Source organism: Lunatimonas lonarensis, from assembly GCF_000390185.1.
Lineage (GTDB): Bacteria > Bacteroidota > Bacteroidia > Cytophagales > Cyclobacteriaceae > Lunatimonas > Lunatimonas lonarensis.
Genome location: NZ_AQHR01000107.1, coordinates 57,627 through 76,692, shown reverse-complemented (window position 1 = coordinate 76,692; position 19,066 = coordinate 57,627). Strand labels below are relative to the sequence as shown.

Below are 19,066 nucleotides of genomic sequence, written 5' to 3'. Positions count from 1 at the left end.
AGTTATGCGTAGAAGCAATTAAATTTGAAAAAGTTGAAACATGGTATTTTGATTGTGGTTAATCTAAATGTCCGCTAGGTATTAAATCGTTAAATTAACCGATGAAATTTTCACAGGCTCAGTTAAAACCTGTTAAAATATTCTACCGGAAAGTTTTTGGCATCCTTTTGGGACAACCAGAAGCACAGATTATCGTGAATACAGTATCAATTAACAGAAAGAAAGGTATAAAATGAGCAAAAAGCAGTTTTTCTTAGGAATCGTTTTGGCATCACTGATTGGAGGGTTGGTAGCTCTCTTGGGGGTGAGTGTCCTTCAGGAAAAGAACGGAAACTCGTCCTCCTATACCCAACAGCAGAGCGCCAGCTTTGTGAACTGGCTGAATGACGATCGGTTTGTCATTCCGGACGGCATTAATTTCGTGGCGGCCGCCCAAGTGGTAACCCCCGCAGTAGTCCATGTGAGAAGCAGCGTCTCCGTGGCAGGTAGATCTGGAGGTGTAGATCCCTTGGAGGAGTTTTTTGGTTTTCGGTCCCCGTCTCCCCGTGGGGAACAGCCACCCCGAGAGGGAAGAAGTTCTGGCTCCGGTGTGATTGTATCAGCTGACGGCTATATAGTGACCAATAACCACGTAATCGAAAATGCCAGTAAGGTTGACATAACGTTGGAGGATAACCGTCGCTACGTTGCCAAAGTAGTCGGGACTGATCCCACGACCGATTTGGCACTGCTAAAAATCGAGGAGAAAGGCCTGCCGCATATTCCCTTTGGCGATTCCGATGAGGCGAAAGTCGGTGAGTGGGTTTTGGCAGTGGGGAATCCCTATGAGTTGAATTCTACCGTGACAGCAGGTATTATCAGCGCCAAGGCCAGAAATATACGAATATTACGTGATGAAAATCACCTACAGATTGAGTCCTTCATCCAGACGGATGCAGCCGTCAATCCGGGAAATTCTGGCGGCCCCCTCGTAAATCTTTCAGGGGAGATCATCGGAATCAACACAGCCATTGCCTCCCGAACGGGGGGGTTCAGCGGCTACTCCTTTGCCGTGCCCAGTGCCATCGTGAAAAAAGTGACCGAAGACCTGATGGAGTATGGTACGGTGCAGCGTGGTTTGATAGGTGTTTCTATCCAAGACGTAAGTCCTGAACTGGAAGAACGTGAAGGCATCAAGATAAAAGCAAGCAGAGGTGTCTACGTGGCAGGTGTGAACGAGGGAAGTGGCGGTGAAGAGGCCGGATTGAAAAAGGGTGATGTGATCATTGGGATTGATGGAGCGAATACCTTTACCACCTCCGCACTTCAAGAGCGGGTAGCCAGAAAGCGCCCCGGCGATAAGGTAGAGATCAAGTTCCTCCGCGACGGAAAAGAGATGACTACTACCGCTACCCTTCGTAACGTTTCCGGGGACACCAAAGTCGTTATCAGGGAGGTGCCCAAGCGGGAGGAATTCGAAGGCGTAGTGTTTGAGGATGTAGCGGCTGCCGTCAAGAATCGACTGGAAATTGATGGAGGTGCCTCAATCTCCATTGTGGAAAACAAGGCTTGGAAGGATGCCGGTTTCCGTGAAGGATTTATCATCACCAAAATCGGAAGAACCAGAATCAACTCGGCCAAAGACGTGGTAGAGGCCCTGAGAAAATACAAGGGAGAGGAAGTAAGTATTTTGGGTGTGTATCCCAACGGTCAACGTTCTTACTACGATATCCAGTTGTAACGGATAATTAGAAAGACCCAAATCGGAGCCGTTGCCAAGCGCGACGGCTCTTTTTTTCATAATGGGGTAATTTTTTTTGATGATAGTCAGTGGATTGACAACTTAGTGTCAAAAAAAATGTAGCGTTTGTTTGACATAATCGATAATGGGGCTACATTTGCAAACCAATTCAGGAAAACGAGGCCGAAAAAACCAAGTTTAGAATCGGGAGTTTAGCTCAGCTGGTTCAGAGCATCTGCCTTACAAGCAGAGGGTCGGGGGTTCGAATCCCTCAACTCCCACATTATTAAAGTCCTGCTTATCGTAAAAGATGGGCAGGATTTTTTTTGGTTTCTGGCCATTATGTTGTTTGGTACGGCTGGTTCAGAGCATCCTGACGTCCAGTCAGGAGGGTCGGGGGTTCGAATCCCTCAACTCCCACGATACAAAGAGCCCTGCCTATCTCAACAGATGGACAGGGTTTTTTTTATGGTGCCTATTCTTTTCCGTTTGGAGTTTGGCCCGGCCGGTACAGTGCATCCTGACGTCCAGTCAGGAGGGTCGGGGGTTCGAATCCCTCAACTCCCACGATCAGAAAGCCCTGCCTATCTCAACAGATGAGCAGTGCTTTTTTTATGCTGCCAATTCTTTTCCGTTGGGAGTTTGGCCCGGCCGGTACAGTGCATCCTGACGTACAGTCAGGAGGGTCGGGGGTTCGAATCCCTCAACTCCCACGATCAGAAAGCCCTGCCTATCTCAACAGATGAGCAGGGCTTTCTTTATGCTGCCAATTCTTTTCCGTTGGGAGTTTGGCCCAGCCGGTACAGTGCATCCTGACGTACAGTCAGGAGGGTCGGGGGTTCGAATCCCTCAACTCCCACGATACAGAGAGCCCTGCCTATCTCAACAGATGAGCAGTGCTTTTTTTATGCTGCCAATTCTTTTCCGTTGGGAGTTTGGCCCAGCCGGTACAGTGCATCCTGACGTACAGTCAGGAGGGTCGGGGGTTCGAATCCCTCAACTCCCACGATACAGAGAGCACTGCCTATCTCAACAGATGAGCAGGGCTTTTTTTATGCTGCCAATTCTTTTCCGTTGGGAGTTTGGCCCAGCCGGTACAGTGCATCCTGACGTACAGTCAGGAGGGTCGGGGGTTCGAATCCCTCAACTCCCACATTATTAAAGTCCTGCTTATCGTAAAAGATGGGCAGGATTTTTTTTGGTTTCTGGCCATTATGTTGTTTGGTACGGCTGGTTCAGAGCATCCTGACGTCCAGTCAGGAGGGTCGGGGGTTCGAATCCCTCAACTCCCACGATACAAAGAGCCCTGCCTATCTCAACAGATGGACAGGGCTTTTTTTATGGTGCCTATTCTTTTCCGTTTGGAGTTTGGCCCGGCCGGTACAGTGCATCCTGACGTCCAGTCAGCAATATTGAGTGCAAAGAGTGATCTTTGCTCAGGACTTATTTTCCTCCAGTAATCGTTTTTAGCAGTTCGAAGAAGCCCTTTTTTCGTGAAGAACGGATTCCCCAGTCCACCGGCACGCTTTGGTAGCCTTCTTCAAACCCTTCATCCTTCATTCGGAAATCGAAATATCCCCAAGAGGCATACGCCGACGTGGCGGCTATGAAGTTGTTCCAGTCTTTGTCAAAGTCAAAATGGTCATCCTCGTTAAAGACGATGGGTTTGGGCGTATAGCCTTTTACTGCCCGGGTTTCCGCTACCATGGAAGCGATCCGGTTCGGATCTGAAACACCGTTGCCATGAAGCAACAAGTAGTCTGCGGATTCCACTACGTTTGGAAGAGGAATAAAGCCACCTCCATAGCTGGTGCTTACGTAGTAGCGGTAACCGTCCTTTTCGATGGATTGAGCCAGTTGGATAAGCTCGTGGACTCGGGCGGGTTGGAGGATCTCATGGTCGTAGCGTACATTGGATTCATTGTTTATTTCGATAAGCACATTGCGATAGCCTTTGGCATGCAGCCATTCGGTGGCGTTTCTTACGGCGCGTATGACGGCGGTTTCGTCTTCCAAGCGTTCATCCTGGCCAAAATAAAAGAATCCGACCATTGGCACCATCCCCAGTTCGTCTGCTCTGTCGAGGATACGTTCCAGCCGTTTCATGTAGGCGGGGATAAGCTCTCCGTGCCGGTTGAAAGCCGAATTATGCCAGGGCTGCTGCCTTGAGTACCCTTCCGGGCTTCCGCCCTGTAGATTGATCGTGAAGGAAAGCAGTCCATGGTTTCGCCAAGTCTCCATATGCGTGATGAATTCATCTGTATTCCGGTCCGCATCCCAACGCCCGGTATCGGGGTATTTCCAGCGGCTTACGGTAAGGCTGTTCATGTCGTCAAAGATGCCCTGCACCATTCGGGAGTTCATCAGCAGGCCTTCGATCCGGTACTTTTTCCATTTACGTTTTTCGTACGTGGGTTTGCCGTTAATAAAAAACTGCTCCCCTCGTATCTCTACGGTGGTATGGCGGGTCTGTTGGGCCTGACTGGAAGGCAGTACAAAATAAAGTAGCAAAAGCCCAAGAAGGGATCGTATCATGGTTCAAATTGGGTTTACGGGAAGAAGTATGGCCGATTGGCCACCGGCCGATCTCGCGCATGGGACGGTGGCCATTTTTTAGACGGTTTTTGGATCAGGGTGTTGATAGGGAGCTCTATAGGGTCGGCGAAGCCTTTTGGTTGCCTCTTCGTCGCCTACTACCACCATCGCCTTCGGATCATAGACTAGCGGACGACCTAGTTCCATAGACAGGTTGGCAAGTATACAACTGGAAGAGGATATATGTCCCTGCTCTACATCGGCGACGGGGAGGCCTCCTTTTTCGATGGCATTCAGGAAGTCTATCATTTGCCGTCGTGTAGCAGGTGCCGCATGAAGTTCCATGCCCTCCTCGGTTAGGTCTTCGGGGTACTCTTCACGTTCATACAGAGCGGTTCCGGTGATGGTTTCTCCCTGCCCGTGGGGAACAAACTCGTACTTCATCACCGATGCTTTGAGTGTCCCCTTTTCGCCGTAGATTTTGTAGGCCCAGGGGTATTCGGGATCTTGGGGGGTGCCCCAGGAGCGGTGGTTCCATACGCAGTCCAGTTCGTCGTAGGAGAAGGTGGCCGTTTGGGTGTCCGGCGTGGTGGATATGCCGCCTTTCTGCACATAGATGCCTCCCGTGGCATAGATCTGCTTGGGCCAGCCAAGATCCAGCATCCACCGCACAGCGTCGAACATATGTACACACATATCTCCCGGGATGCCATTAGAGTATTCCATCATGGTACGCCACCAGCGGCGGTGGGGCAGGCCGCGATAGGGAAGCTTAGGGGCTGGTCCTGCCCAGCGTTCATAGTCAAAGAAATCCGGTACAGGTTCTACCTCAGGGTTGCCGTTTGCGCGCATATGGTAGTAGCAGCACATCTCGGCATAGGATACTTTTCCCAGCATGCCGGTGTCGATGATATTTTTCTTTGCTTCTACTAGGTGCGGTGTGCTTCTACGTTGGGTGCCTATCTGAACGACCTTTCGGTACTTACGTGCAGCCGCCAGAATGGCCTCTCCCTCGATCACATCCACCGATATCGGTTTTTGCAGATAGACATGGGCACCGGCCTTGATGGCATCGATGGCATGCAGGGCGTGCCAGTGGTCGGGACTTCCCACCAGCACGATGTCCAGCTTGTGTTCCCGTAACAGCTGCTGATGGTCGTTGTAGGTTTGGGGTTGTTTTCCGGATTTTTGTCGGGCGGCGATCAGGGCGGCCGCTTGCTCCCGCATGTTCTTGTCTGGGTCTGCGATGGCTACCACTTCCACGGGTGCCACCTGGATCAAGCGGAACAAGTCACTTTTGCCATACCAGCCCGAACCGATCAGGGCAACCCGGTACGGATCTTTTCGTTTTTTGAAATCCATTGCCTGGGCCCCCAGCGTCGTCAAGGCCACCAGTGCACCACTGCCTTTGATAAAATTTCTTCGGTTTATGGGTTGTTTACTCATTGAATTGTATCGGTATGTAATGGATAAATGTGCTCAAATAAGGTAGTGAATATAGGTAAAAATCCAGGCAGAACTTACCGGAAGGCGGATATCCGTTCAAATTTTCCCGATTTGATGTCATTTGATGGTATGAATGGCCTGGGAGAAGGTGATACATATACTTGATTTCTTGATTAAATGGGGTAGTTTTGGTCAGATTTATTCGTTCTATACACCTAATTGATCCTATGAACCGCCACCAATTTTTGAAGCATACGCTTGGCCTGGGAGCCGGTATGTTGATTTCGCCCCTTTTTGGGTATTCCCTTGATGGTATTTGGTCGATACGTTCCCGCGATGTGCCTTTTTGGGATGCCATGGTAGCCGCCAATGACCGGCATGTGGCGGCCTTGATGGCAGAAGGAGACCGTGCAAACCGACATGGAGGTAGAAGTTATGGGTACAATTTTGCAATCGTAGCGGCTTCCTTTGCTTGTCCGGATTCCCAATTTTTCAGGGACGGGCGACTTTTGCCCTTATTTGAGCATTCGGTCGCCCAATTGAAACGTAATCAACGTCCCGATGGTACCATCAATGCGGGCAATTTGGAGTCGCCACCGGATACAGCATTTATTATGGAACCCTTATGTGCCGGAATTTACATCCTTATGGGCTTAGCGGATGGTCGTCTTGCGGCTATTCTGGCAGAGGCAAAGCCCTTTGTCCTAAAAGCAGGGGACGCGATGCTTACTGGAGGGGTGCATACTCCCAATCACCGCTGGGTGGTCTGTCATGCCTTGGCAAGAATTAACCAACTCTATCCTGATCCGGCTTATGTTCGCCGAATAGACGAGTGGCTTGCAGAAGGGATCTTCCTGGACGAAGACGGGCACTATCCAGAGCGAAGTATGAATTATTCGGACGTGGAAAACAATGCGTTTATTACTTTAGGGAGGTTGTTGGAAAGACCGTCGCTTTTTGCTGCTCCACGTAAGAGCCTTGAAATGACCTACTATTATATGGAACCAAACGGAGATTTGGTTACCTTTGACTCCCGGCGGCAGGATCAGTATGGAAGCAGAAGTGTAGTGGTTCAGTACCTTCACTATCGGTTTTTGGCGGTTGTGGGCGGAGACGGCAAATTCGCTGCCATTGCCAGGCAAATTGAGGGCTTTCAGGGGTTCGACCGGATTATTCTGGGCGAAGCCCTTTTTTATTTTATGGAAAACCCACAACTTCGTAAACCTTTGCCTCCCGATGAGCCGGTTTCTACTGATTTCGAGCGGATATTCGCTTCGAGTTCATTGGTGAGGATCCGAAGAGGAGACACGACTGTTACCTTATTTGGTGGGGTAGATTGGCCGCTGATCATTGCATCTGGTCGGTCGGTAAGTCCAAACTTTTTCAGCTACCGCAAGGGAAAGGCCATACTTAGGTACATGCGTTTGTCTCCCGCCTTTTTCAGCATGGGCTATTTTCGGAGTGAGGGACTGTGGGTGGAAGGAAACACATACGTCCTATACCAAAAATTGGAGGCTCCCTATTACCAGCCTCTGCCCGATAGTCTAAAAAACACCGCTGGAGATTATGAGTTGACCCCGAGTGTGGATGGACGTTTTTGGAGTAAAATGGCCTTTCCGGCACGTCCGGTCAGCAATGTTAAGACCTTGGAAACGACGATTTCTTTACGGGAGGATCAAGGAGAGGTGCGGCTGGAGTTTGAGGTCAGCGGCCTTGAGGGTGTAGCAGTGACCATTGAAATGAACTTTGACGAACGAGGTACAATCACCGGTTTGGAGCCGGCAGATAGAGAAGGGGAGAATTATTTTCTTGCGGAGGGAGAGGCTGTTTACGAGCTTGGGGGCGATAGGATTACCTTTGGGCCGGGCTTAAAAGAGCATGAGCGAATTAGGAGCCTTGACGGGGAGCAATATAGCGTGCATTTTGGAAGTCTGCGTACAGAGGGTACTCACGTATACATTACCGGGGTGTGTCCTTTTCACCATGTGTTGATGTTCTCTTGATTAATTGGCTGTCCATGGAAATAATCAAATTTTTCTGAATAGGCCGTTTGTGTGTGCCGAAAAAAATGTGCAAATTTCCTGAACTAACCAAAAAACATGCAAAATGAAGAAACTATTCTTATTACCAGCCTTGGCTCTATTGGGCCTTCTTTTCTTTCAAGGTACTACCAAAACCTCCAATGGGTATGAGGTAAGCCCTCTTGAAATTATGCCGGATATGCCCGCCAATGTCAAGGCAGTGGTCGACCAGAAATGCTATGGTTGCCACAATGCAGAATCCAAAAACGACAAAGGAAAGGCGAAACTGGATTGGGATGCATTTGAAGCTTCCAAGAAATCTAAGCAAGTGGCTGTAATGAAGAAAATCAATGAAGTGGTGGTCAACGGGGATATGCCTCCTAAGAAATACCTGGAAAACAGACCCGAAGGTAAATTGAGCGAGGCAGACATCGCTACGCTGACATCTTGGAGCTCTGGCAAAAAGAAATAGAACCGATGAAAGTTGGTCGAATCCTTATTGTAGGTTTGGTTTTGGTCGGTTTGGGGATTCAATTGGTGCCGAACGAATTACCGGCCGTTGAGACCGACAACCCAGAAGATCTCATCCACGGTGGATTGGCAAATGGTGGTATTGCCCAAGTAATCCGAACTGCTTGTTACGATTGCCATAGCAACGAGACGGTGTATCCTTGGTACTCCTACGTGGCCCCCTCTTCCTGGTTGGTCGCCAAAGATGTGCGGGAAGGGCGTGAAGCCCTGAATTTCTCGCATTGGGAAGGTCTTGATATGCTCGATAAACTTGCTTTGTTGGACGATATGGCCATTGAAGTAAAGGAAGAAACCATGCCCATGCCCATCTATACATGGCTGCATGCCAGTGCCAAGCTTAGCGAGGAGCAGCGGATTGCAATCGTTGAGTGGGCAGAGGAAGCCATGGATTTGATCTTGGATGAGGAAGAAGCATGGGAGGAAGAAGAGGAAGATTAATAAGGCCGGTCTCCGGCTAGCCTTTTGGGCAGATTTCCCGGCCCGCTAACTTAGCTAGTTGACCACTGGATTAGTCCTAAAAAGGCCCGACCTACAGGTTCGGGTTTTTTTGTGACCTATTCCCGCAATGGGCTCTGTGGGTGGTTATTATCGGCCAAAACGTTTACCTTTGGAATAAACCCAATAGGAACCATGATGAAAGTTGATTTTTGGTTGTTCGTTCTGACCGTATTTCCCCTACGTATTTTTGCCCAGGAAGCAACCCCATTTAATCCTGTCCCCTGGAAAATGCATGTGATCGACAATACCTCTATGGGGGCCGACGGAGCCAAGCTTGCCGATGTAAATGGGGATGGTTTTCTGGATTTGGTGTGCGGTTGGGAAGAGGGAGGCGTAAGCCGTCTTTACATAAATCCCGGTGATGGTACCGGGCAATGGCCATACATCGAGGTCCCCTCTCCTGATGTGGAGGATGCCTTTGCAGTAGATTTGGATGGAGACGGATTCATGGATCTGGTGACCTTATCAGAAGGCAACCATCAGCGGGTGACGATTCACTGGGCACCGGCGGACTGGGATGCCTATTACGACAGTGAAAAATGGATCAGCCAAGATATTCCTGTTAGCATTGGAATGACTCGGTGGATGTTTGGTCGTGCCATCGATGTGGACGGCCAATTTGGCCTGGATCTTATTGTCGGCTCCAAGGATCCCAATGGCCGACTTGGCTGGTTGGAGGCACCGGAGGATCCAAGAAATATGGGGCAATGGAAATACCATGCAATAAGCGATGCGGGATGGATTATGTCTATAGAGACCTTGGATATGGATGGAGACGGACTTTTGGATATACTGATTACGGATCGTTATGGAGATCAACGGGGATTGCGATGGCTTAAAAACCCCGGAATTGGCGGTTGGTTGCGGAGTCCCTGGGAAAACCAGTTCATAGGTCTGCGCGATGGAGAACCCATGTTTTTGGGATTGGCTCCTGTGCAGGAATGGGTCGAAGACGGTGTTCCGGGAATTATTGTTCCTGATTTGACCCATGCATGGTTGCTATTTTTTCGAAAAGCGGGTACATGGTACTCGGAGACAATCCCGTACCCTCGGTTTGGTGGAAGGCGGGGCAAGTCGGTGGCCATTGCGGATATGGATGAAAATGGGACTTGGGATCTGGTGGGATCTTTTGAGGGGGCAGAAGACCGATCTGGCGTGGTGGCCATCAATGGATTTTTGGAAGAGAATCCTTACTATCTGGATATTAGTGGAAAAGAGGGGATTAAGTACGATTTTGTTGTTCTGGTAGATATGGATGGAGATGGTGACTTGGACGTACTTACCTGTGAAGAAACTGCGGGAGATGGCAGCAAGCACGGACTAGGGCTTATCTGGTACGAAAACCCGTTGCGATGAGCACCCTCTGCAACAAAAATTCACAGGGGAATGGGGGTACATTTCGAAGGAAGCAGCGTATTACTACCTATACAGAAATCGATCAAACTAGGTAACCAATTATACAATGAGTGACACAAAAGACATCTACTTGGTAGCGAGTGGAGATTTGAGGCTGGCGGCCAATCAGACCTGTTGGCAGGCCCAAGCGGACATGGAGGCCAACTTGGGCAAGGTGTTGGATACGATGGGATATAGGGTCGTTAGAGGTCATGCCTTTGACGAGTCGAAGGGGCACGGTTTTATCGATTCACAGCGTATGGGGATCGAAGTTTTCAAGAAATTGGATCCTACAAAGCCTTTGATTGTTGCCGAAAGTGTATGGCAATATTCTCATCATGTGTTGCCAGGACTCACTACCCACAAGGGACCCATTCTTACGCTGGCCAATTGGAGCGGTCAGTGGCCAGGTCTCGTAGGTATGTTGAATTTGAACGGTTCGCTTACCAAGGCGGGTGTAAGCTATTCCACGCTTTGGAGTAGGGACTTTGATGATAAATTTTTCTTGGACAAGCTGGGAGAATGGCTGGAAACCGGCAGAATCACGCACGACATCAGCCACGTGAGAGCCTTTGATGTCTCTGGTATTTCCGCGGAATTGGTCGAAAAGGGAAGGGATTTTGCCCGACGTTTTCGACAGGAAAAGGCGATTATGGGGGTGTTTGATGAGGGTTGTATGGGTATGTTTAATGCCATCATTCCCGATCATTTATTGCACCCCACAGGGGTATTCAAGGAGCGGTTAAGCCAATCCACTTTGTTTGCTGCGATGCGGGAGGTTGCTGACGATGAGGCGGAGCGAGTACTCGACTGGCTTCTTGACCAAGGCATGGTATTCCGCTGGGGAGAGGGTGATGTGGAGTTTACCAAAGATCAAACCATCGCACAGTGCAAAATGTACATAGCAGCCCTTCGTTTGGCCGACGAGTTTGGCTGCGATACCATAGGTATCCAATACCAGCAGGGTCTTAAGGACCTGGTTCCAGCCTCCGATTTAACCGAAGGTCTACTCAACAACACACACCGTCCGCCCGCTTACAGCTCGGATGGCAGAGAGCTTTTTCCGGGAAAGGCGTTGCCTCATTTCAATGAGGTAGATGAATGTGCCGGTCTGGACAGTCTGATCACCTATAAACTTTGGAGCGAGTTGGGCATGGTTGGAGACAATACCCTCCACGATCTACGTTGGGGCGAGCATTTCTCAGGGAATGGCATCGATGATTTTATTTGGGTTTTTTTGATATCCGGTGCTGCTCCCCCGTCCCATTTTGCGGGGGGATACACAGGGGCTTCCAGCGAAAGGCAGCCGGCGATGTATTTTAGATTGGGAGGCGGTAGTCTCAAAGGAGTGAGTAGACCCGGGCACATCGTCTGGAGCAGGGTATACGTAATGAATGATGCTCTTTATGCAGACTTAGGTGTGGGAGAGGTGGTCGCACTGCCCGAAGAGGAAACTCAACGACGCTGGCAATTGACTACCCCGCAATGGCCTATCATGCACGCCCGCTTGGAGGGAGTTTCCCAAAACCAGATGATGGCCCAACATAAAGCCAATCATATCCACGTGGTATATGCGGACAGTAAGGAAAAAGCGAAAGAGGCATGTCAGGTCAAGGCAGCGGCACTTCAGGAACTAGGCATCCACGTTTCATTTTGTGGGATATAGCCTGTGAAGTCGATTCTGCCCAAAGCTAAGTAGTAGATGCTTTGCACACGGGAATGGCCCAGCCGCTGTGTTCTTTCGAATACAGGTACATCATTTCCCAATCCGATGCAATGAATACGTTTTGAGCAATTGAAGAAAAATAACCAAACATGAACAATTCCTTCGTTAGTGGACTCGTGGCAATTGCCCTAGCGCTTCAGTTCTCCTGCGCTTCAGAAAGACAGGCAGGATCAGAAAGCACCGTTGATAGGGAACCCAATGATATTACCGGCAGGTATTTCCTGCCTCCATTGGTAACACCTGGGGAACAGGGTTACTTACATGGCGCATTGATCTACGGAATGGACAATAAGCCCACGCCGCAGGTGCATGCTTCCACCATTGTGGAGACTCCGTCTGGGTTGGTAACGGCCTTCTTTGCAGGAACCCACGAAAAACATCCCGATGTAGGGATCCGGGTTTCCAGATTGGTAGATGGCCAGTGGACTTGGCCAGAGGAAGTTGCCAATGGTGTGGAAAATGACACGCTTCGATATCCTTGTTGGAACCCCGTCCTTTTTCTGCCCAAAGAGGGGCCGCTGATGTTATTTTACAAGGTGGGGCCAAGCCCCATGGACTGGTGGGGCATGCTAATGACTTCCGAAGATGATGGTAAGACCTGGTCAAGCCCGGTAAAGTTGGGAGAAGATCCCGCGGTCGGACATTTGTTGGGACCCATCAAAAATAAGCCGGTTCAACTAGCGGACGGAGTCATAATCAATCCATCCAGTGTGGAGGTGGTGAACGGTGAGGATATCAAATGGACCACCCATTTCGAAATCAGCCGTGATAACGGGCGTAGCTGGGAAGTGATAGGGCCGATCAATGATGGAGAGGAATTTGACGCTATTCAGGCAAGTATCTTGACCCACCAAGATGGCACGCTTCAGATCCTTTGCCGTACCCGACAGGGGGTGATCTCCACCAGCTATTCAAAAGATAATGGTATTACGTGGTCCAGGATGACAGCTACCTCCCTGCCAAACCCCAGTTCTGGCACGGATGCCGTTACGCTCTCAGATGGCCGGCATTTACTCATCTATAACCATAGCACCCGGGAGGGAGAGGAGCCAAAGGCAAGAAACATCCTCAATCTTGCCCTGTCTTCGGATGGAGAGGAATGGGTTCCTGTGATGACGCTCGAAAACGAGCCCATAAGGGCAGGTTACGCTTATCCGGCCATCATACAATCCAGCGACGGCTTGGTGCATATCACCTATACCTATAATAGAGAAGGAATCAAATACGTCGTTATCGATCCGACCAAACTGTAACTCACAGACAACCGCTGGAGCAGCATTTTAATCATAAACTACCTATCTTAGATTTTACTTAATACATGTCAGAAAATTCATTTTCCATGCCTTTGGAGGGAATCGTTCCCCCATTGGTTACTCCATTGATCGACGATCAGACCCTTGACCTAGAAGCATTGAAAGAGCTCGTGGACCGTATGTTGGAGGCGGGCGTTCACGGCCTATTTGTATTAGGGACCACAGGAGAATGTACCAGCTTATCCTATTCCCTGCGAAGGCAGCTTATAGAAGAGGTTTGTGGTATGGTGCAGGGAAGGGTGCCTGTATTGGTCGGGATAACGGACACCGCACCCGACGAAAGCGTCGCCCTGACCGATTTTGCCAAAAGGGTGGGTGCAGCCGCCGTAGTTGCAGCACCGCCGTATTATTTTGGCCTTTCACAACCCGAATTGGTGACCTATTTTGAGCGACTTGCGGATAGGCTTTCCTTGCCCTTGTTCCTCTACAACATGCCCTCCCACACAAAAACCATGATCTCTGTGGAGACCGTGGTGGCATTGTCCAGGCATCCCAATATCGTGGGGTTCAAGGACAGTTCTGCCAATGGGGGATACCTGCACGCGCTGATTTATGCGTTTCGCGATCGTCCGGAATTCTCGATTTTTGTCGGCCCAGAGGAGATGATGGCGTCCTCCGTGTTGATGGGAGCGCATGGCGGTGTGAGTGGGGGCGCTAATATTTTCCCAAAGCTGTATGTTGATCTCTACCATGCGGCAAAAGCCAATGATAAAGAATCGATAGTGACCCTACAGGCCAAGGTTATGGAGATTTCCGCAAAAATCTATGCCTTGGGTACCTATGGATCCAGCTACCTGAAGGGGCTGAAAGGAGCCATGTCCTTACTGGGACTATGCCAAAATGTATTGGCCGCTCCGCATACAGCATTTGGGGAGGCAGATATGGAGAAGCTGAAGCGAAATTTAGAAAGCATCGAGGGAGTTTAGTGTTAAAAATAACAGGGAAAAAAGGGAATGGATTTACCACTGATTGACTTAGCCGTTTTTTTGGTATACATGCTGGCGATTGTCCTCTTTGGCGCATCGTTTTATTACAAGAAGCGTTCCGCCAATGACTTTATAACCGGAGGTGGAAAGCTGCCTTCCTGGGCGATTGGCATGTCTATCTTTGCTACCTTTGTGAGCAGTATCAGTTTTCTGGCCCTACCGGGAAACGCATACCTTAACAATTGGAACGGCTTTGTGTTCAGTTTATCCATTCCGTTTGCTGCTTGGTTGGCGGTTAAGTTTTTCGTTCCATTGTACAGGGGCATCAAAAGTCCCTCTGCCTACTTCTTTTTGGAGACCAAGTTTGGCCCTTGGGCCCGAATTTACGCATCGATCTGTTACTTGCTCACTCAATTGGCCCGAATGGGGGCCATCATGTATTTGTTGGCCTTGCCTATGAATGCGCTCTTTGGATGGAGCATTCCGGTTATTATCGTGGTGACGGGAGTAAGCGTACTTATCTATTCCATTATGGGCGGCTTTGAGGCAGTAATTTGGACCGATGCCATTCAGGGCATTATTCTTATCACTGGAGCGCTTGCCTGTGCGGGCATTCTGCTTTTTTCCATGCCTGAGGGGCCTGGACAGATGTTTGCGATCGCCTCTGAGCAGCAAAAATTCAGCTTGGGAAGCTTTAAGCTCAGCTTTTCCGAATCTACCTTTTGGCTTATTCTTGTATACGGGTTGTTTATCAATGTACAGAATTTTGGTGTGGACCAAAACTACGTACAGCGGTACCTGAGTGCCAAAAATGAAGGAGAGGCAGTCAAGTCTACATTGATGGGCAGTCTGCTCTACGTGCCGGTTTCTTTGCTGTTTTTCTTTATTGGAACGGCTTTGTTTTCTTATTACCAAGCCATGCCTGAAATGCTCCCCTCAGAACTTTCATCGTCTGAAAATGCCGATAAGATATTCCCCTATTTTATCGTAAACGGACTGCCTAAGGGCATGACGGGACTGTTGATCGCATCCATTTTTGCCGCTGGGATGAGCACGGTATCTACCAGTGTCAATAGTTCTGCTACGGTGATTTTGACCGATCACGTCAAGAAATACCTCAATCCCCACATCACGGAAGGAGGGGAGGTGAAAACACTCGTTATCGCCTCGTTGGTAATGGGTCTCCTGAGTATAGTGGTTGCTTTGGCATTTAATGGAGTTACGAGTGCCCTAGATGCTTGGTGGGCACTTTCGGCTATCTTCAGCGGCGGTATCCTAGGTCTGTTTTTGTTGGCCTATGTGGGAAGAAACATTCGTCAGAAATATGCGGCCATCGGTGTGGCCTTGGGAGTACTTACGATTGGTTGGATGAGCCTATCGCCATTGATCCCTTCTGAAAGCGGCTGGGTAACCTTCCGAAGTCCTTTTCATGCCAACCTTACGATCGTCTTTGGTACGGTGGTCATCTTTCTTGTGGGATTCTTGTTTTCAGCACTGTATCATCGAAAGGCTTCCAATTAAGGATTTACTTGGGATTTCTGCTTGATGGATTTGGAGGTAAACACCAGAATTACGATCAGGATAAACAGAATAAAGAGAACTGCATATTCGAAGGTTAGCCAGATATCCGAGCGGGCTTTGATCTCGTAGGATCGTACAGTCAATTTTGCTCCTTCCTCCAGTTGGATGTTTGAAAGCTCACGGAGGTCGGTCAAAACACGCTCAAAATCCGCATTGAACCTGTCCACTGTCATTTCAAAATCCAGATTCTCACTTTTATCGGTATCAAAATAGGTTTGTATTTCCAGTTTGTTGGTGATTAAATCCTTGAATTCCTCCAAGTACTCGGCTTCCTTTGGCGTCAGCTTGGTCATTTCAAAATCCCCAATAACTGCCAATATCTGATTATGGTACTCAATCACTTCGTCTTTTACATCCAAGTATTCTTCCATGGAGGCACATTCCGAGACCAAAAGGCGCATGCGAAAGACCATTTCAGTTATCGAAAAGATGTGTTCCTGAACCACCAGTCGATCGTCATATACCGAGATAAACGCCTCTTCTAGTTCTTCTACATTTTGCTTGTCTATGATGCTTTTGATAAAGATTAAAAACAGGACGGCGCTTAGGGCAATCGCCATTTTGATCTTAAATCGGATAAACTTACTCTCTTTCATCGTTGTCTATAATTGCTTTTCAATGGATACATCTTATCCTGTACTGTCTGCCCATTTTCATTAGGATCCCTCATGGCAATACCAATTAAAGGAGCGTTAGCGGCTGATAAAGTCCTGAATCGCTTGGTGCGAAACGACAGGAATCAGCTGCAAATACACTACCTAAAGGAAACTGTCGTAAAAGGGAAATTTTTTAACTAGGCGGTGCTGAAACACCCCTGACCAGTTTCATGATTCGGCATACTGATTGTTCATTTTTGGCTAATATATAAAAAGATTCCGTTGGAACTCAAAAAAATCAAACGAAGAATCTACTAGTTGGTTTCAGGCAAGGTAAAACTAAAGCGGCTACCAACCCCAAGCTCGCTTTCAACGGTAAGTTCTCCTCCGTTCTTCTCCACAAAATCCTTGACTAGAATCAAGCCAAGTCCGGTTCCTTTTTCTCCAGCAGTCCCATATCGTTTGTTATTGAAATCCGCTTTGAAAAGTTTATTTACGGTGTGTTCGTCCATGCCAATTCCAGAATCCTGAACGGTAAACTTCCATGTTGCAGGAAGAATTTTCTCTGCAATTAAGCTAATCTCTCCTCCTTGGTGGGTAAATTTTAGCGCGTTGTTTACAAGGTTTCGAAAAATCAGGTTCACCTGTTCACGGTCTGCCCAACAAGAAATGCTAGGGTCAATTGTATTGTGGATTTTGATTTCCTTGCTTTGTGCAACGGGACGGTACAGATCTAGCGTTTCCCCGACAAGCTCCTCGATCGAGATATGGGTTGGGTCTGTCGTGATCCCCCTCATCTGGGTTTTTGCCCATTGCAATAAATTAAGTAAGGTGAAATGGACATGTTCCACCTCATTCTTTAGTTTGTGCGAAATCTCTGTAAACTCTTCCTGCGATAGGTTTTCGTCCAAGGTATATTGCATCAAACTATTCAGTGAATTGATCGGGCTACGCAGGTCATGGCTTACAATTGAAAACAACCGGTCTTTGGTTCGGTTTACGTCTTCAAGATTTCTGGCGATGCTTTCGATTTTTTCTTTTTGTTGCGTAGTCTCCAGGTATAATCTTTCCAGTTCGTCTTTTTGCTTGGTCGCTTGCTGCCTTGCCTGTCGGTGTATTTTCACAGACCTAACCGAAATGATCAGTGCCAAGCTCATGATCAGGAGAAGCACGATTATCCCATTCCGGAGGATTTGGGCTGTTTCCTGGTCTTTCTCCTGTTCGCGATCCTTGAGCAACTGCCGGTATGCAGCCTCCTCTCTTTCCAGCTTATACCTTTCTTCAAAGTCTTTTCTGCGACTCGCAGAGTCGAGATTGAAAATGTGGTCGTGAATTTCTTTAAATTTCTTGTGGTACGTAAGTGCCAATGCCCATTCTTGACGTTTCTCGTAAATCTCGCTGATAAGTTCATGGATTTCCGCATGTAAAATGCGGGCATCGGTGTCCACTGATAGTTTCAGTGCTTCCTGTAGGTAACCGTAGGCGATCTGTGAATTTGAAAGTGCTAAATGGCTTCGAGCTAAAGCAATCAAATCTTTTGTGACACCGTAGAGCTCATCCATCGATTGATCCAATTTCAACGCGCTTTCCAGTAGTTCAATGCTTTCGGTGTAATTGCCTTGGCCATAAGCAATAAGCCCTAAGTTGTGCTGCACGATCGAAAGGAGGTAGGTATCGTCAGATTCCTCTGCTGCTTTTTTGGATTCTTGCAGCAACTGTAGCGCTTCATCGATTCGGTTTTGCTCCTTATAAACCAACGCAATATTGGTCAGCAACGATTCTATATTTTGAGTCAATCCCAACTCCTCCCGTATTTGCCTTGCCCGCAGGAAATAGCTGAGCGATTTTTCATATTCATTGGTGCGGTAGGCCAAAAGGCCAAGGTTGTTGAGTGTACTGGGGAGTTCCTTTATCAGTCCGTTTTCCTCCTTTATTTTAAGGGCCCGGAGATAATATTCAAAGGAAGAAGTTAGATAGCCTTTGTCTTCCAACGTACGAGCTTTGGTAGAAAGTAAATTGGCCCTACCTCTGGGGTAATCTAATTCTTTTACGGCTTCGAGGCCGAGATCTAAAAAGTAAAGGGCACTGTCGTAGTTGGATATTCGATTATAGTACCCGCCCAGATTACGGAGGGCATCTATTTTCCCATTTGGGTAGTCCAGTTTTTCACTTAGGTCCAATGCGATAGAAGCATAGAAGAAAGTGGAATCCGGATCGTAGTTGTACAATTGTTCGGCGAGTGAATTAAGTAAGTCGATGCGGGTTTCTGAAATCGACTCGGTACTCAAAGTAATTTCTTTTCTTGTCTGGTCTATTTGATCTGTCTGGCCATAACCTTGACTGGCAAAGAAAAATGAAAGCAATGATAAGCCTAGACCATAATAAAAATAGGGGAGCCCCCCATGGGTAGTATTTTGGTGGCGTAAAAATAAATCTTTATCGTCTAGTTGCATTTTATACTCAAAATATGGGAAAACTAAACCCCAGCACCTATCTCCCTTAGTAAACAGATGCAAGTTAATGAGTTTTGAACTTTCATTTGTTTTTTTTTACAGAATTATAAATAACCCATGACCAATGCCTTGTCGCTTCTTGGGGTGTACCACCAAATCTTTAGGATTACCAGTAAGTACTGGTATGTGAAGATTTATTTGTAGGATAATTTTGTTAATTTACCAAAAAAAATTCAATAATCTATGTAGTATATTTTGGATGGATTTTTCATTTTCTCAGTAGCAGACATTAAACGATTACAGGCCTGTTGAGGTTCCGGTAACA

The 19,066-nt window shown here is 48.1% G+C and carries 13 protein-coding genes and 6 tRNA genes; 15 read left to right on the top strand and 4 right to left on the bottom strand.

Annotation, left to right across the window (positions count from 1 at the left end; all coding sequences use genetic code 11):
* Positions 1 to 232 precede the first annotated feature (232 nt).
* From ADIS_RS18625 to ADIS_RS18595, 7 genes are all read left to right on the top strand, one after another.
* Positions 233 to 1,720, top strand: coding sequence for a Do family serine endopeptidase (locus ADIS_RS18625; protein ID WP_010856233.1), 1,488 nt, complete (start codon positions 233 to 235; stop codon positions 1,718 to 1,720).
* Between the two features lie 206 nt (positions 1,721 to 1,926).
* Positions 1,927 to 2,001: transfer RNA gene (locus ADIS_RS18620), tRNA-Val, on the top strand.
* Between the two features lie 210 nt (positions 2,002 to 2,211).
* A tRNA-Gly gene (locus tag ADIS_RS18615) sits at positions 2,212 to 2,287 on the top strand.
* A gap of 69 nt (positions 2,288 to 2,356) precedes the next feature.
* Positions 2,357 to 2,433 (top strand) — tRNA-Val (locus tag ADIS_RS18610).
* 69 nt (positions 2,434 to 2,502) lie between these two features.
* A tRNA-Val gene (locus tag ADIS_RS18605) sits at positions 2,503 to 2,579 on the top strand.
* A 70-nt stretch (positions 2,580 to 2,649) separates the two neighbouring features.
* Positions 2,650 to 2,726 (top strand) — tRNA-Val (locus ADIS_RS18600).
* A gap of 70 nt (positions 2,727 to 2,796) precedes the next feature.
* Positions 2,797 to 2,873, top strand: a tRNA-Val gene (locus tag ADIS_RS18595).
* Positions 2,874 to 3,163: 290 nt separating this feature from the next.
* On the opposite strand, the gene ADIS_RS18585 is transcribed toward ADIS_RS18595, so the two are convergent.
* The gene (locus ADIS_RS18585) at positions 3,164 to 4,255 is read right to left on the bottom strand and encodes a hypothetical protein (RefSeq protein WP_010856232.1); all 1,092 of its coding nucleotides are present in this window, start codon (positions 4,253 to 4,255) and stop codon (positions 3,164 to 3,166) included.
* A 78-nt stretch (positions 4,256 to 4,333) separates the two neighbouring features.
* Positions 4,334 to 5,701, bottom strand: a complete 1,368-nt coding sequence (locus ADIS_RS18580; protein WP_010856231.1) for a Gfo/Idh/MocA family oxidoreductase — start codon at positions 5,699 to 5,701, stop codon at positions 4,334 to 4,336.
* 227 nt (positions 5,702 to 5,928) lie between these two features.
* On the opposite strand from ADIS_RS18580, the gene ADIS_RS18575 reads away from it, so the two are divergent.
* The 8 genes from ADIS_RS18575 to ADIS_RS18540 all read left to right on the top strand — a co-directional run bounded on the left by ADIS_RS18575 (position 5,929) and on the right by ADIS_RS18540 (position 15,632).
* Positions 5,929 to 7,704 (top strand): hypothetical protein, encoded by a 1,776-nt coding sequence (locus ADIS_RS18575; RefSeq protein ID WP_010856229.1) that lies wholly within the window; start codon positions 5,929 to 5,931, stop codon positions 7,702 to 7,704.
* A gap of 103 nt (positions 7,705 to 7,807) precedes the next feature.
* Positions 7,808 to 8,194: a heme-binding domain-containing protein gene (locus ADIS_RS18570; protein ID WP_010856228.1), complete on the top strand. Its 387-nt coding sequence runs from the start codon at positions 7,808 to 7,810 to the stop codon at positions 8,192 to 8,194.
* 5 nt (positions 8,195 to 8,199) lie between these two features.
* A complete protein-coding gene (locus ADIS_RS18565) occupies positions 8,200 to 8,691 on the top strand; it encodes a heme-binding domain-containing protein (protein ID WP_010856227.1) in 492 nt (163 codons plus the stop codon).
* A gap of 192 nt (positions 8,692 to 8,883) precedes the next feature.
* Positions 8,884 to 10,107, top strand: coding sequence for an FG-GAP repeat domain-containing protein (locus tag ADIS_RS18560; RefSeq protein ID WP_010856226.1), 1,224 nt, complete (start codon positions 8,884 to 8,886; stop codon positions 10,105 to 10,107).
* Positions 10,108 to 10,213: 106 nt separating this feature from the next.
* Positions 10,214 to 11,812 carry an L-fucose isomerase gene (locus ADIS_RS18555; RefSeq protein ID WP_010856225.1) on the top strand — a complete coding sequence of 533 codons (1,599 nt, stop codon included), beginning with the start codon at positions 10,214 to 10,216 and terminating at the stop codon, positions 11,810 to 11,812.
* A gap of 149 nt (positions 11,813 to 11,961) precedes the next feature.
* Complete coding sequence (locus ADIS_RS18550; protein WP_010856223.1) at positions 11,962 to 13,125, top strand: sialidase family protein; 1,164 nt, start codon at positions 11,962 to 11,964, stop codon at positions 13,123 to 13,125.
* Between the two features lie 65 nt (positions 13,126 to 13,190).
* On the top strand, positions 13,191 to 14,111 hold the full coding sequence (locus ADIS_RS18545) for a dihydrodipicolinate synthase family protein (RefSeq protein WP_035806948.1): 921 nt from the start codon (positions 13,191 to 13,193) through the stop codon (positions 14,109 to 14,111).
* A gap of 27 nt (positions 14,112 to 14,138) precedes the next feature.
* Positions 14,139 to 15,632: a sodium:solute symporter gene (locus ADIS_RS18540; RefSeq protein ID WP_010856221.1), complete on the top strand. Its 1,494-nt coding sequence runs from the start codon at positions 14,139 to 14,141 to the stop codon at positions 15,630 to 15,632.
* Here the strand turns inward: ADIS_RS18540 and ADIS_RS18535 are convergent.
* Both ADIS_RS18535 and ADIS_RS18530 read right to left on the bottom strand, forming a co-directional pair.
* The gene (locus tag ADIS_RS18535; RefSeq protein WP_010856220.1) at positions 15,629 to 16,288 is read right to left on the bottom strand and encodes an MCP four helix bundle domain-containing protein; all 660 of its coding nucleotides are present in this window, start codon (positions 16,286 to 16,288) and stop codon (positions 15,629 to 15,631) included. The genes ADIS_RS18540 and ADIS_RS18535 overlap by 4 nt on opposite strands.
* A gap of 314 nt (positions 16,289 to 16,602) precedes the next feature.
* The gene (locus ADIS_RS18530) at positions 16,603 to 18,576 is read right to left on the bottom strand and encodes an ATP-binding protein (protein WP_162141588.1); all 1,974 of its coding nucleotides are present in this window, start codon (positions 18,574 to 18,576) and stop codon (positions 16,603 to 16,605) included.
* Positions 18,577 to 19,066: the final 490 nt, after the last annotated feature.